Source organism: Martelella lutilitoris (genome assembly GCF_005924265.1).
Classification (GTDB): domain Bacteria; phylum Pseudomonadota; class Alphaproteobacteria; order Rhizobiales; family Rhizobiaceae; genus Martelella; species Martelella lutilitoris.
Genome location: NZ_VCLB01000006.1, coordinates 140,912 through 154,727 on the forward strand (window position 1 = coordinate 140,912; position 13,816 = coordinate 154,727).

The following is a 13,816-nucleotide window of genomic DNA, read 5'->3' on the forward strand; positions in this document are numbered from 1 at the left end:
GGAACAAGGATGAACATGCCGCAGGCAGCGCGGCGAGGGAGCCTGATACGGCTCTATCTGACAAATGCGCAACAAAAAAGGGCCCGCCTGAGCGAGCCCTTGTCATATTGCCGGACCTAGCGGCTCAAAACGACCTGCTGGCCGGAGCTGCTCGTGCCCTCAATGCGATTTTCCGCGGTTTTGTACAGCCTGGCGATCGCGTAGCCATTGGCATCATTCAGCACCAGTTGATCGCCATTGATGCCCCAGGACTTCATCGTCGACAGACCGCCGGTGCAGCCGCGCGTGCCGCCGCGCAGCCCCTCGCCGAGATTGGTCAGCGTCAGGAACATGTCGCACTGGACGCCGCCCTCATTGGCCTTCCAACTGCCAACGAGCCCGGCATTGGAGAGGGCCATCGCGCCCGCGGGCGCTGCGACATTGCCCATGCCGCCATTGCCTGTGGGCGCGCCGGGCGCTGCCGGGAACTGATCGGCATTGCCGGCCGTCGTGGTATCGACCGGCAGCGAACCCGAATTATAGGTGCCGCCATAGGTGCCCTGCTGCGCGCCGCCGGGCGGCGGAAGATTGCTGCTCTGGACCTGGCCCGCGGGCGCAGGCGTCAAAGGCTGCGGCTGGGGCGCCACCGGCTGGGAATAATCATAGCTGGTCCGCTGGCAGGCGCTCAGCGCCAGGACCGAGGCAATCGCCGTTGCGATCAGAACCTTGTGAACCATTTATCCGAAACTCCCGCTCATGCTCGGCCACTCGTCAATGCCAGCAATCATATCGTGCGTTTTCATGGCCCTGCAAGAGGCCGGCCCGAAAAGACCGGCCGCTTGTCCCATTCCAACAGACTCAAACCGCGCGCTCGACCAGCATCTTCTTGATGCCGGCGATGGCCTTGGCCGGGTTCAGCCCCTTCGGACAGGCCTGCGTGCAGTTCATGATGGTGTGGCAGCGATAAAGCCGGAAGGGGTCTTCCAGATTGTCGAGACGCTCGCCGGTTGCTTCATCGCGGCTGTCGATCAGCCAGCGATAGGCCTGCAGCAGCACAGCCGGGCCGAGATAGCGATCACCGTTCCACCAGTAGGACGGACAGGAGGTGGAGCAGCAGGCGCAGAGAATGCACTCGTAAAGCCCGTCGAGCTTGACGCGGTCCTCATGGCTCTGCTTCCATTCCTTCGCCGGCGGCGGCGAGACGGTCTGCAGCCAGGGTTCGATCGAGCGGTGCTGGGCGTAGAAATTGTTGAGATCCGGCACGAGGTCCTTGACCACAGGCATGTGCGGCAGCGGGTATATTTTCACCGCGCCCTTGATCTCATCCATGCCCTTGGTGCAGGCGAGCGTGTTGGTGCCGTCGATATTCATCGCGCAGGAGCCGCAGATGCCTTCGCGACAGGAGCGGCGGAGCGTCAGCGTCGGATCGATATTGTTCTTGATGTACAAGAGCGCGTCGAGAACCATCGGCCCGCAGTCGTCGAGATCGATAAAATAGGTATCGATCGACGGGTTCTCGCCGGTATCCGGGTTCCAGCGATAGATCTTGAACTCGCGCAGATTGGCGCCACCCTCGGGCTTCGGCCAGGTCTTGCCCGTCTTGATCTTCGAGTTCTTGGGAAGCGTGAATTCAACCATCAGGCTTTGCCTTTTCCTGTTCTCTTCGCCGACGCTCTTTCAACGGCTGGCATCAGATCATTGTTTTCTTCGATACGAAGCATGCGAATGTCCCGAACCGAAGCCGCAAACCACTCAAATCCGTCCGTCAACTCTTGTATCGTCAGAACACAACTTACGGCGTCGACGGTATCATCGCCGAAATAAGTGCTTCCCTGCTGCCAGCCGAAGCCACGTTCAGCAAGGAAACTCCGTATCTCGTAATAGGCGTTGTTCCACGACGCACCCGGATAAACCTCCTTCAGGCTGTTGGGATCCAGGTCGAAAACGATCGCATACATGGAACTGCCTTTCGAAGAGTGCGGCACTCGTCTGTTATGTCCGATCACGTTCATGGCAATATCCTTTCACCGCCATGATACCATATCTTCAGGCTGACACGATCAGTAGACACGCGCCTTCGGCGCGATCTTCTTGATGTCGATGCCGTCTGCGATCAGGTCCTGGTGAACCGGGCGATAGTCGAGCTTCACCTCGCCGGCCTCGTTCACCCAGGACAGCGTGTGCTTGCGCCAGTTCTCGTCGTCTCGACCGGCGAAGGGGCCGTCGGCATAGTCCTCGCGCGCATGGGCGCCGCGGCTTTCCTTGCGGGCTTCCGCGCCGTAGACGGTGGTGATCGCGCAAGCCATCAGATTGTGCAGTTCGAGCGTTTCGACGAGGTCCGAATTCCAGATCATCGAACGGTCGGTGACCTTGACGTCCGGCAGTTCGCCCCAGATTGCCGAAATGCGCTGGCAACCCTGTTCGAGCGTTTCCTGGGTGCGGAAGACAGCGGCATCTTCCTGCATGGCGCGCTGCATCTTGTCGCGCAGAACCGCCGTCGGCTCGGAACCATCGGCATGGCGGATACGGTCGAAGCGTTCCATGATCCTGTCGCAGGCAGCGGTGTTCAGCGCCGGGATCGGACTTTCGCGGTCGATCACCTGACCGGCGCGGATCGCCGCAGCGCGACCGAAGACCACGAGGTCGATCAGCGAGTTGGAACCGAGACGGTTGGCGCCGTGCACCGAAGCGCAGCCGGCTTCGCCAACGGCCATCAGGCCGGGCGCCACGCGTTCCGGGTTCTCGCTGTCGGCGTTGAGAACCTCGCCCCAGTAATTGGTCGGGATGCCGCCCATATTGTAGTGAACCGTCGGCAGAACCGGGATCGGCTCGCGGGTCACGTCGACGCCGGCAAAGATCTTGGCGCTCTCTGAGATGCCCGGAAGACGCTCCGCCAGGATGGCCGGATCGAGATGGTCAAGATGCAGGAAGATATGGTCCTTGTTCTTGCCCACGCCGCGGCCTTCACGGATCTCCATCGTCATGCAGCGCGACACCACGTCACGAGAGGCAAGGTCCTTGGCCGACGGCGCATAGCGCTCCATGAAGCGCTCGCCTTCAGAATTGGTGAGGTACCCGCCCTCGCCGCGCGCGCCCTCGGTAATCAGGCAGCCCGCGCCGTAGATGCCGGTCGGGTGGAACTGCACGAACTCCATGTCCTGCAGCGGCAGGCCGGCGCGCGCGATCATGCCCGCGCCGTCACCGGTGCAGGTGTGGGCCGACGTTGCGGAGAAATAGGTGCGGCCGTAACCGCCGGTCGCCAGCACCACCATCTTGGCGGAGAAGCGATGGATCGTGCCATCATCAAGGTTCCAGGCAACGACGCCGGTGCACACGCCGTCATCGCTCATGATCAGGTCAAGCGCAAAGAACTCGATGAAGAACTCGGCATTGTTGCGGAGCGACTGGCCGTAAAGCGTGTGCAGAATGGCGTGGCCGGTGCGGTCCGCAGCCGCGCAGGTGCGCTGCACCGGCGGGCCGTCGCCGAAATTCTGCATGTGGCCGCCGAAGGGGCGCTGGTAGATCTTGCCCTCTTCATTACGCGAAAACGGCACGCCGTAATGCTCAAGCTCATAAACCGCCTTCGGCGCTTCCATGACCATGTACTGCATGGCGTCGACATCGCCGAGCCAGTCGGAGCCCTTGACCGTGTCATAGAGGTGCCACTGCCAGCTGTCGGGCGTCATGTTCTGCAGCGATGCGGCAATGCCGCCCTGGGCGGCAACCGTGTGCGAGCGTGTGGGGAAAACCTTGGTGATGCAGGCGGTCTTGAAGCCCTGTTCGGCCATGCCGAGCGTGGCGCGCAGACCCGCGCCGCCGGCGCCGACGACGACCACGTCATAGGCGTGATCGACATACTCGTAGGCTTTACCGTTCTTTTCGGGAGAGGAAGTTGCCATCTGCTCGTTACCCCACAAATGCGATCTTCAAGAGGGCGAAGAGACAGAAGCCGCCCACAAGAACTGTGAAAAAATTGTTCGCCATCAAGGCGGAGAGCTTCAGAAGCTCATTGTGAACATAGTCATCGATGACCTCCTGCATGCCGATGCGCATGTGGATCAGCCCGGCGATCACCATCATGCCCATCAACACGGCGATGAAGGGATTGGCGAGCGAGCCGACAACGGTTTCGTAGGACGCGCCCAGATGGGCGATGACGAACAGGATGAAGACGATGAAGAGCGGCACGAGGGCAACCGCCGTCATGCGCTGCATCCAGAAATGGTGAGTGCCCTCCTTGGAGGAGCCGAGGCCGCGGACCTTTTTCAGCGGTGTGCGCATATCCATTCTTTGTTTCCTCCTACCAGGCAATCAGGCCGATGATCCACAGCACCACGGTGATGCCGACGGAGACGAAGGGGAGCGCGATCGCCATCTTGGTGGTAACCTCCTTGCCGAGCCCGTGGCCGAAATCCCAGGCGAAATGGCGAAGCCCGCCGAGCAGGTGATGCACCAGCGCCCAGGTGTAGCCGAACATGATCAAGAGCCCGAGCCAGGAGCCAAGGAACCAGCTCACGCAATCGAAGGCCTCCTTGCCCATGGCGGCTGACACCAGCCAGGCGGCCAGAAGAACGGTGCCGAAATACAAGGCCACGCCGGTGATGCGATGGATGATCGACATCGCCATCGTCGGGATGAACTTGTAGACTTGAAGATGCGGCGACAGGGGCCGGTTGCTGGTCGGTGTGGCCATCAAAACCTCGCGGGTGTTCAAAAGGCGCATAGCATGATGCGGGCAGCCGTCGCCGGAGCGGCGGACAAAGCCGTTGTTCCACGGTGGTTTACCCATGACAAGGCATCGCGACAAGCCGATTCACGTCCGCCCGCCCGATTTAATCGGTTTGACGAAACAGGGAATCGACAAAGCGCCCGTCCTCCATCGACCGTGTGGGCGGAAAGTCGCACGGCTTCGGCTTTGAGTCTACTCGATTCGTTTTATATCAATAGCTTAACATGAGTAAAAAGATCACCTTTAGAGTGAAACGGGGGACGCGTTGTGATCAAAGAAACCGCCAGACCGTGGTCTTCTTCACTTCGCCGTCCTCCAGAACCCGTGTGACCGGCACCTGATACTGCGCCAGCCTCTCCAAACGCGAAACCGGGCAATAGGCGCGGCCCGGGTCGCCGACGAGAACGGTGATGCCGGCATCGGTCAGCGCCTCGAACCAAGGGATCAGTCGATCCGCCCAGTCGGCGTCATAGAAGACATCGCCAGCCAGAAGCACATCGCAATCAAGCGCTTCGCCCATGAGATTTTCGCCGCAATAATCAAGAACAACATTGTTGAGTTCAGCATTGAGCGCCACGGCGGAGCCGGACCAGTGGTCAATATCGGCAGCCAGCACGGAGGAGGCATCGGCCTTCGCCGCAGCAATCGCAACAATCCCCGAACCCGTGGCAAAATCGACAACCCGCTTTCCGGCAACCCATTCAGGATGGTCCAGCACATAGCGCGCGAGCCCCTGCCCGCCGGCCCAGGCAAAGGCCCAGAATGGCGGCGGCAGGCCGATTTCCTCCAGCTCCGCCTCTGTCTTCATCCAGAGATCGTGCACTTCGCTTGCGAGCCGAAGCCGGATTTCAGGCACATGCGGCGGCGTCAGGATATCGGTGTTTTCGAGGATGAAGGCTTCGGGGTTGGTCATGACCGTTCGCGGCTGGCATGTTACGTCGGTTGGCAAGGGTTCGGACCGCACCTGGTAGTTGGATGCTCTTCTTCTCGCCCCCGAACCGGGTCATCCTCGGGCTCGACCCGAGGATCCAGGCCGCACGAGAAACAGCAGCGAAAATTAATCTGAATTCAATGAATTGAACCGCCTGGATGCTCGGGTCAAGCCCGAGCATGACGCAGGTGGAGAGCAAGCGAACACCGAGAGGGCCGAGGTTCGGCGTCAAGGGCGACCATCACCGCGGCGGATTGTCCAGCCCGCCCATGCGGCAGACTTCCAACCACTCGTCTTCCTTCACCGGCTGCACCGAAAGGCGCATCGATGTCACCAGCGCCATATCGGCGAGTTTCGGATTGGCTTTCACATCCTTCAGCGTCACCGGCTTCGGCATATCGGCCACGGCGCGGATATCGACGCATTCCCAGCGCGGGTCGTCAGTGGTCGAGTCATGATGGGCGAGCGCGCAAACTTCGCAGATGCCGACGACTTCCAGCCCTTCATTGGAGTGGTAGAAGAAGCCCTTGTCGCCGATTTCCATGGCCCGCATATTGTTGCGCGCCTGATAATTGCGCACGCCGTCCCACTCTTCCCCGGCCGCGCCCTTGTCCTTCAGCATCTGCCAGGAAAACTTGAACGGCTCGGACTTGAACAGCCAATAGGCCATGCCTCACGCCTCCGGGTTGTTGTAGAGCCATTTGTAGGCCTTGACCTCGACCTTTTCGAACAGGCCGGCCTTGCCATAGGGATCCTCGGCCGCGATCGCTTCCGCGTCCGCCTGGCTGTCGGCTTCGATGATCAGCATCGAGCCGCAGGGCTTGTCGTCGCCGTCCAGAAACGGACCGGCGATCTTCAGCGTGCCCTTTTCATTCAGCCCGTCGACCCATTCCAGATGGCGCGGGCGCGTTTCCATGCGGACATGGATATGGTCGGGCTTGTCCTTGCACAAAACGGCGAACAGCATCGTTTTCTCCTTCATTCGGTCGTGATCGGCCGGGTCATAAGGTCTTCGAGCGCCTGCGGAATGCCAAGCTTGCCGTCGAGCACGCGGGCCACCGCATTCGATATAGGCATCTGCACACCATAGCTTCCCGCAAGCTCGCTGGCGACGGAGGCAGAATAGACCCCTTCGACGAGCGCCGCATTGATGTTGTCGAAATTGCCCTCGGCAAGCGCCACGCCATAGCGGAAATTGCGCGACTGGCGCGAGGAGCCGGTCAGCACCAGGTCGCCGAGGCCGGAGAGGCCGCGCACGGTCTCCGCCTCGCCGCCCATGGCGACGGCAAGCCGCGACATTTCCGCAAGGCCGCGCGCAATCAGCGCCGCACGGGCCGATTCGCCGAGTTCCGCGCCCTCGACAATGCCGCAGGCAATCGCCAGAACGTTTTTCAGCGCCCCGCCGATCTGCACCCCGACGGGATCGCCGGAGGCATAGATGCGGAAGGTCCGGCCGGAAAGGATCGTCGCCGTCTCGCGCGCCAAGGTCCGGTCGCGGAAGGCCAGCGCCATGGCAATCGGCTTGCCGCCCGCCAGGTCAATGGCGAAGCCGGGACCGGACAGCGCGCCGGCATGGTGATGCGGCAGCGCCTCGTTCAGAACATCGGTGATCAGCCTGCCGCTTGCCCGCTCGATCCCCTTGGCGGCGGAGACGATAACGGCGTCCTTGCTCAGATAGGGCGCATAATAGAGCGCGGCGGCCCGCTGCGCCTGGGCGGGAACGGCAAGCACAACCGTATCGGCCACGCCGAGGATTGACGGATCGATCGTGTAATTCAGCGCTTCCGGCAGGGTGATGCCCGGCAACACCGCCTCATGACGGCGGCTTTCGCGCATCGCCTCGATCAGCCCGGCATTGCGTCCGAGTAGCGTTACCTTGTCCTCGCCCTCATGGGCAAAGACGGCGGCCAGCGCCGTACCGAATGCGCCCGAGCCAATGACAATGGTCTTCTTCTTCTCATTCATGCTTTCGCACCTTTCCTTCCGCTGCCGATCAGGGCTGCGGCCTTGGCATCAAGCGGCCAGCGCGAGCGCACGGGCATGTCGAACCCATTGGCGGGAAAGCCGGCAGCAGCCCGCTCGAGCCCGGCCCAGGCGATCATCACCGCATTATCCGTGCATAGCCTGAAAGGCGGCGCCACGAAGGCGAAGCCCTGGCCATCGCACAATGATGTCAGCACCGCCCTGATGGCGCTGTTGGCGGCAACGCCGCCGGCGACAACCAGCGCCGGGCGGTCTTCTGCCGAAAGCCCTTCCGCCTTGAAGCGGGCAAGCGATCGGCCGACGCGATCTTGCAGCGTTTCGGCAACGGCCAACTGGAAGGCGGCGCAGAGATCGGCAACATCCTGCTCGCTGAGCGGCGCAAGGTTCTGCGCCGCCTGCCGGACGGCGGTCTTCAGGCCGGAAAAGGAGAAATCGAGCCGCGCCTCGCCCTTCATCGGGCGCGGCAGTGCAATGCGTTTCGGATCGCCGGTCTTCGCCGCCGCTTCCACCTGCGGGCCGCCGGGGTAACCGAGGCCCAGGAGCTTCGCCGTCTTGTCGAAGGCCTCGCCCAGCGCATCGTCGATGGTTGTGCCCCAGCGCTCATACTGTCCGACGCCCTTCACCAGAACGATCTGCGTGTGACCGCCGGAGACCAGCAACATCAGGAAAGGAAATTTCACGCCGTTTGTCAGCCGCGCCGTCAGCGCATGGCCTTCGAGGTGATTGACGCCGTAAAAGGGCTTGTTCGCCGCATAAGCCATCGCCTTGCCGCTCATGGCGCCGACGATGAGCCCGCCGATCAGCCCCGGACCGATGGTCGCGGCAACGCCGTCCAGTTCGCAAAGGGAAAGGCCCGAGCGTTCGAGCGCCTCGGCAATCAGCCGGTCCATCGCCTCCACATGGGCGCGGGCGGCGATTTCCGGCACAACGCCGCCGAAGGCTGCATGTTCTTCGAGCTGGCTCAGCACCACATCGGCGAGGATTTCGCCGCGCCCGTCCGCATCGCGCGCGACAATGGCGGCGGCGGTTTCATCACAGCTCGATTCAATACCGAGAAAGACAGACTTCTTGTTCATGGGCTCAGACGAACATTTGCGGCGGCGCGCAATCCGGTTTACGAAACACCCGGTAACAACGGTGGACGCAGGATGCAAACGAAACCTTTGAGGATCGGCACGCGCGGCAGCCCGCTGGCGCTCGCCCAGGCCCATGAAGCGCGCGACCGGCTGATGGCGGCGCACGGCCTTTCCGAAGACATGTTCGAGATCGTGGTGCTTTCTACCAAGGGCGACCGGATCACCGACCGGCCGCTTTCGGCGATCGGCGGCAAGGGGCTTTTCACCGAAGAGCTCGAGGCGCAGTTGCTCTCGGGCGAACTCGATTTCGCCGTCCATTCATCGAAGGACATGCCGACGACACTGCCGGAAGGTCTGGAACTTTCCACCTTCCTGCCGCGCGCCGACCCGCGCGACGCCTTCATCGGCCGGGACGTGAAAAAACTGGCCGATCTGCCGCAAGGCGCGGTCGTCGGCTCCTCTTCGCTGCGTCGCCAGGCGCTGATTCGCCGCCTGAGACCGGATATCGAGGTGGTTCTGTTTCGCGGCTCCGTGCAGACGCGGCTGCAGAAGCTGGCCGACGGCGTGGTCGACGGCACGTTTCTCGCCAATGCCGGCCTCAAGCGCCTCGGCATGGACGATGTGGCGACCGAGGTTTTGAGCGTGCGCGATTTCCTGCCCGCCCCCGCCCAGGGCGCGATCTGCATCGAACAGCGCAGCGGTGATCAACGCATCGGCGACCTGCTCGCGCCGATCAATGACGAGGATACGGCAATCGCGGTGTCCTGCGAACGCGCCTTTCTCGCCGCCCTCGACGGATCCTGCCGCACGCCGATCGCGGCCTATGCCCGCTGTTTCAACGAGCGCATCTCCTTTTCCGGAATGATTCTGACCCCGGACGGAGCGACGGCGCACGACATCCTCACCGACGGCATGCGCGGGGAAGCGCAGAAAATCGGGCGTTGGGCCGGCGAACAGCTGAAGAAACGCGCGGGGCCGGGCTTCTTCGAAGACTGGACCTGAACCATGCGCGTTCTGGTGACCCGACCGCAAGAGAAGGCGGAACGCACCTGCGCACGCCTCGCCGCCATGGGTCACGAGGCCTTTTCCTTGCCGCTCTTCCAACCCGTGCATTTCGACGATGTTGTGAAAACAGCCCTTCGGGCTGGAAACTGGCGGGCGCTGGCGATCACCAGCGCCGAGGCGCTTGAAAACGTTGAAGCGAGCCGCGATGCGCCCGGCTTGAACTATGTGCCGGTTTTCGCCGTCGGCAGAAAAACCGCCGAAGCCGCCCGCGCCGCAGGCTTCCTCCAGGTCATCGATGGCGGCGGCGACGGCGAACGTCTGGCCAAGACCATCGCGGCCTTCCCGCCCCCAGACGATGGCCCGTTGCTCTATCTGGCCGGAGACCCGCGCGCGCCCGTCTTCGAGGAGACGCTTCGGTGGCTCGATGTGGCTTTCGAGACCGTGACCGCCTATGCGATGCGGCCCGTCACCGACTTGCCTGTCGAAACCGTTCTGGACGCGGCAAAGCCTGAGGCGGTGCTGTTTTATTCGGCTGCGGCGGCCGCGCGGTTTTTCACGCTGGCATCGCCGCTATTGCTTGCGGAGCACGGGCTGAACCTGCAATTCCTATGTCTCAGCGCCAAGGTGGCGGCGGCTGTTCCCCCCTCCCTTTCCTCGTCCGCCAGAATTGCAGGCGCGCCAGACGAGGACAGCCTGCTTTCGCTCCTTAATTGACGGTGTTTTGCCGGCTACGAACTTTCGCCGGGAACAACAAGCCCACAAAGACCTTTTCTAAACAGCGCGCGCCCTCTAACTTAGCGGCAGGAAGCGCAAAAGAGGTACCCATGGTTTCGGACACGCCGTCACAGCCCCCGAAGAACGACAAACGCGACGAGAATGCCGTGACGCCGGCAGGCGAAGCCGGCCGCGAGCCCGCAAACCCGCCGGTTGCGCCGGAAGAAAACGACGCCGCCGTGAAGACGGCGATGGCCGACGTGGCCGCCGCGATCAAGCGCCATGAGGAACACGGCGACGAAGAGCCGCCCGCCGAAACGGAAGACGAGACGGATGAGACGGCGACCCGCGCCGAGAATGGCGAAACCGCCTCGGATGGCGGCATCATGCCGCCGCCGCCAACAAACGAAGAGCCGCCGGAAGACAACCATCGCGGCCCCGGCGCAGGGCCTCTTCTTGCTGCCGGGCTTGCCGGCGGCGTGATCGCCCTTGCCGGAGCCGCCGCGCTTTTCTATTCCGGCGTCCTCAGCCAGACCGGGCCATCGGCAAGACTGCAGGATGAACTTTCTGCGCTCCGACAGGAGGTTGCGGCGCTGAAATCCGGCGACCAGTCGGGCGCCGTCAGCGCGCTCCAGTCAGACCTTTCGGCGCTCAAGAACCGGGTCGAAAGCCTTTCCGGCAGCGGCGGCGACAGCCTCTCCGCGCTCCAGAGCCAGGTCGCAGAGCTTCAGAAGACGGTTCAATCGGATGCAAGCCAGCTGCAGTCGCTATCCAGGGAAAACGACAGCCTAAAGAGCGCGATCAGTTCTGATCAGCAGGCCATTCAGCAGAAACTCGCCGCCCTCGAGCAGAAGGTGAACACGCCCGGCAAGGACCTTGCCGTCGCCCGCGCCATTGCCGCGGCCGGGCTGAAATCGGCCATCGACAGGGGCGATGATTTCGCGAGCGAGCTTTCGACCTATGCCGAGGTCGCGCCGCAGGGCACCGATCTTTCGGCGCTGCAATCACTGGCGCAAGAGGGCGTACCGACGCGCGAAGCCCTGAGCGAACAGTTCTCCGCGCTCGCCAATGACATCATCGAGGCAGCCGACCAGCCCCCGCCCGACACCGGCATTTTCAACCGCCTTGTCGACAGCGCCAAGGGCCTCGTCAACGTGCGGCCCGTCGGCGATGTCGAAGGCGACAGCGTGCCGGCGATCGTCGCGCGCATCGAGAACGACCTGAAAGACGGCAAGCTCAAACAGGCCGAGAAGGAATGGCAATCGCTTCCCGAGATGGCGAAGACGGCCTCGGCGACGTTCCAGAGCGCGCTTTCCGCCCGCATCAAGGCCGATGAACTGGTCTCGGAAACGCTCTCCAGCGCGCTTTCCAGCACCGCCGGCGCACCGGCCACCGGCGCCGCGACAGCACCGGCCAATTAAGGGAGGAACGACATGATCAGGCTGCTCATCTTTGCACTCGTCGTTCTCGCCTTTGCGCTTGGCTTCTCCTGGTTCGCGGATCGCCCCGGCGAGCTGACGCTGACATGGCAGGGGCAATTGTTCCAGACGCCGCTGACCACGGCGCTTGCGCTGCTGATCGCGCTGATCTTCGTGGTCATGGTCGTCTGGTGGCTGGTGAGCGCGCTGTGGACCTCGCCCAACAGCGTTCGCCGTTATTTTCGTGCCCGCAAGCGGGATCGCGGCTATCAGGCGATCTCCACCGGGCTGATTGCGGCCGGTTCCGGCAATCTGGTGATGGCACGCAAGATGAGCACGCGCGCCCATGCGCTTCTCAGCGTCGATCAGGAGCCGCTCATTCATGTGCTCGATGCGCAGGTTGCCCTGATCGAGGGCAATCACGACAGGGCGCGCCGGTTGTTCGAGACCATGGCCGAGGACCCGGAGACGCAGGAACTCGGCCTGCGCGGGCTCTACCTTGAGGCAAAACGCGTCGGCGCGGATGAAGCCGCCCAGCAATATGCCGAGCGCGCCGCCGACAAGGCGCCCTATCTCGCCTGGGCCGCCAAGGCGACGCTCGAGGCCCGCACCCGCCAGGGTCGCTGGGACGACGCCATCCGCCTGCTGGATCAGCAGCGTTCAGCCAGGGTGACCGACAAGCAGGAGTCCGCCCGCCTGAAGGCGGTGCTTCTGACGGCGCGCGCCGAAAGCAAGCTCGACACCGACCCCAAGGGGGCTGCCACCGATGCGCTTCAGGCGCTGAAGCTGCGCGATGACTTCCACCCCGCCGCGATCATTGCCGCCAAGGCCTATCTGGCGCAGGCCAATGTGCGGAAATCGGCGGGCGTTCTGGAGATGGTGTGGAAGAAGGAACCGCACCCGCAAACCGGCGCGCTCTATGTGCGCGCGCGCGGCGGCGATACCGCCGTTGACCGGCTGAAGCGGGCCGAAAAGCTTGAGGGGCTGAAGCCGAACAACCCGGTCTCGCTGATGGTGGTTGCCCGCGCAGCGCTCGACGCGCGCGAATTCGAAAAGGCGCGCACCAAGGCGGAGGCCGCCGCCCGCATGCAATCGCGCGAAAGCGCCTTTCTGCTGCTGGCCGATATAGAGGAAGCTGAAACCGGCGACCAGGGCCGCGTGCGCCACTGGATGGCGCAGGCGCTGCGCGCCGAGCGGGACCCGACCTGGGTGGCCGACGGCCTGGTGTCCGAATACTGGCGACCTTTCTCGCCGGCAACCGGCAAGATTGACGCGTTCGACTGGAAAGTGCCCTATGGCGCGATCGAAGGACCGGTCGAGGAAGGCTCGGCGACCCGTCTGGACGAGGCCCTGAAGAGCCTGCCCCCCGTCGGTGGCGCGAAGGCTGATGAAGACAAGCCGGCCGACGATGCCCCGATCTTCGATGACGCGGCAGAGGCGGAAGCCGAGGCCATGGCAAGCGATGCGCCGAAGGGCCCGACGGGCGACCGCCCCGAAGCGCCGACGGTGATCGATGCCGCAGCCGCAGCCCCGGCGGCCGTCGTCGAGGCAGCGCATATCGCCGGGGCAGAGGATGCCAAGCCCGCCCGAGCCGAGGAGAAGGCCGATCACGAGCATCCGCAGGCCCCGGACGAGGAAGCCGAAACGGTCGACGCGGCGGCTGATGAAAAGCCGGCGGAAGAAGACCTCGCAAGCAAGGATGAGACCACCGCAGTAAAAGACGCGGTTGCGGACGATGAGGTGGAAGTGCCGCCGCGACCGGCCGAAAGCGCAGCGGATGAAGAAGACGACGACGAAAGCAAGTCCGGCTATTCGCCCTTTGGCGGGCGCACGCCGGATGATCCGGGCATCGATGATAGCGATGAGGACGACACGCCGCCGACGAAGAAACGCCGTTTTTTCTGACCAACCTTTTGCCCGCCCGGAATAGACGATTGTCATAACTGTAATTTGACCGCGCGGGGGCAATTGGCCTATTGGC

The 13,816-nt window shown here is 63.3% G+C and carries 15 protein-coding genes; 4 read left to right on the plus strand and 11 right to left on the minus strand.

Annotated elements, in window-relative coordinates; translation table 11 throughout:
* Positions 1–116: 116 nt before the first annotated feature.
* The 11 genes from FF124_RS11785 to tsaD all read right to left on the minus strand — a co-directional run bounded on the left by FF124_RS11785 (position 117) and on the right by tsaD (position 8,698).
* On the minus strand, positions 117–716 hold the full coding sequence (locus tag FF124_RS11785) for an AprI/Inh family metalloprotease inhibitor (protein ID WP_138748693.1): 600 nt from the start codon (positions 714–716) through the stop codon (positions 117–119).
* Between the two features lie 121 nt (positions 717–837).
* Positions 838–1,617 (minus strand): succinate dehydrogenase iron-sulfur subunit, encoded by a 780-nt coding sequence (locus FF124_RS11790; protein ID WP_138748694.1) that lies wholly within the window; start codon positions 1,615–1,617, stop codon positions 838–840.
* Positions 1,617–1,991: a virulence factor gene (locus tag FF124_RS11795; RefSeq protein WP_246072390.1), complete on the minus strand. Its 375-nt coding sequence runs from the start codon at positions 1,989–1,991 to the stop codon at positions 1,617–1,619. The genes FF124_RS11790 and FF124_RS11795 overlap by 1 nt, the downstream gene beginning before the upstream one ends.
* Positions 1,992–2,039: 48 nt before the next feature.
* Positions 2,040–3,878: a succinate dehydrogenase flavoprotein subunit gene (gene sdhA, locus FF124_RS11800; protein ID WP_138748695.1), complete on the minus strand. Its 1,839-nt coding sequence runs from the start codon at positions 3,876–3,878 to the stop codon at positions 2,040–2,042.
* Between the two features lie 7 nt (positions 3,879–3,885).
* Positions 3,886–4,266, minus strand: a complete 381-nt coding sequence (gene sdhD / locus FF124_RS11805; RefSeq protein ID WP_138748696.1) for a succinate dehydrogenase, hydrophobic membrane anchor protein — start codon at positions 4,264–4,266, stop codon at positions 3,886–3,888.
* A 13-nt stretch (positions 4,267–4,279) separates the two neighbouring features.
* The gene (sdhC, locus tag FF124_RS11810; protein ID WP_138748910.1) at positions 4,280–4,672 is read right to left on the minus strand and encodes a succinate dehydrogenase, cytochrome b556 subunit; all 393 of its coding nucleotides are present in this window, start codon (positions 4,670–4,672) and stop codon (positions 4,280–4,282) included.
* 307 nt (positions 4,673–4,979) lie between these two features.
* On the minus strand, positions 4,980–5,621 hold the full coding sequence (locus tag FF124_RS11815) for a class I SAM-dependent methyltransferase (RefSeq protein WP_138748697.1): 642 nt from the start codon (positions 5,619–5,621) through the stop codon (positions 4,980–4,982).
* A 259-nt stretch (positions 5,622–5,880) separates the two neighbouring features.
* Entirely contained in the window at positions 5,881–6,309 is a 429-nt protein-coding gene (locus tag FF124_RS11820) for an EVE domain-containing protein (protein ID WP_138748698.1), read from the minus strand.
* Positions 6,310–6,312: 3 nt separating this feature from the next.
* A complete protein-coding gene (locus FF124_RS11825) occupies positions 6,313–6,606 on the minus strand; it encodes a YciI-like protein (RefSeq protein ID WP_138748699.1) in 294 nt (97 codons plus the stop codon).
* 11 nt (positions 6,607–6,617) lie between these two features.
* Positions 6,618–7,604, minus strand: a complete 987-nt coding sequence (locus tag FF124_RS11830) for an NAD(P)H-dependent glycerol-3-phosphate dehydrogenase (RefSeq protein WP_138748700.1) — start codon at positions 7,602–7,604, stop codon at positions 6,618–6,620.
* A complete protein-coding gene (gene tsaD / locus FF124_RS11835) occupies positions 7,601–8,698 on the minus strand; it encodes a tRNA (adenosine(37)-N6)-threonylcarbamoyltransferase complex transferase subunit TsaD (protein WP_138748701.1) in 1,098 nt (365 codons plus the stop codon). Before tsaD ends, FF124_RS11830 begins: the two co-directional genes overlap by 4 nt.
* A gap of 72 nt (positions 8,699–8,770) precedes the next feature.
* Between tsaD and hemC the strand changes: the two genes are divergently transcribed.
* The 4 genes from hemC (at position 8,771) to FF124_RS11855 (ending at position 13,740) form a co-directional block, all read left to right on the plus strand.
* Entirely contained in the window at positions 8,771–9,700 is a 930-nt protein-coding gene (hemC, locus tag FF124_RS11840; RefSeq protein ID WP_138748702.1) for a hydroxymethylbilane synthase, read from the plus strand.
* Between the two features lie 3 nt (positions 9,701–9,703).
* Complete coding sequence (locus FF124_RS11845) at positions 9,704–10,417, plus strand: uroporphyrinogen-III synthase (protein WP_138748703.1); 714 nt, start codon at positions 9,704–9,706, stop codon at positions 10,415–10,417.
* 110 nt (positions 10,418–10,527) lie between these two features.
* A complete protein-coding gene (locus FF124_RS11850) occupies positions 10,528–11,838 on the plus strand; it encodes a COG4223 family protein (protein ID WP_138748704.1) in 1,311 nt (436 codons plus the stop codon).
* Positions 11,839–11,850: 12 nt separating this feature from the next.
* The gene (locus FF124_RS11855) at positions 11,851–13,740 is read left to right on the plus strand and encodes a heme biosynthesis protein HemY (RefSeq protein WP_138748705.1); all 1,890 of its coding nucleotides are present in this window, start codon (positions 11,851–11,853) and stop codon (positions 13,738–13,740) included.
* Positions 13,741–13,816: the final 76 nt, after the last annotated feature.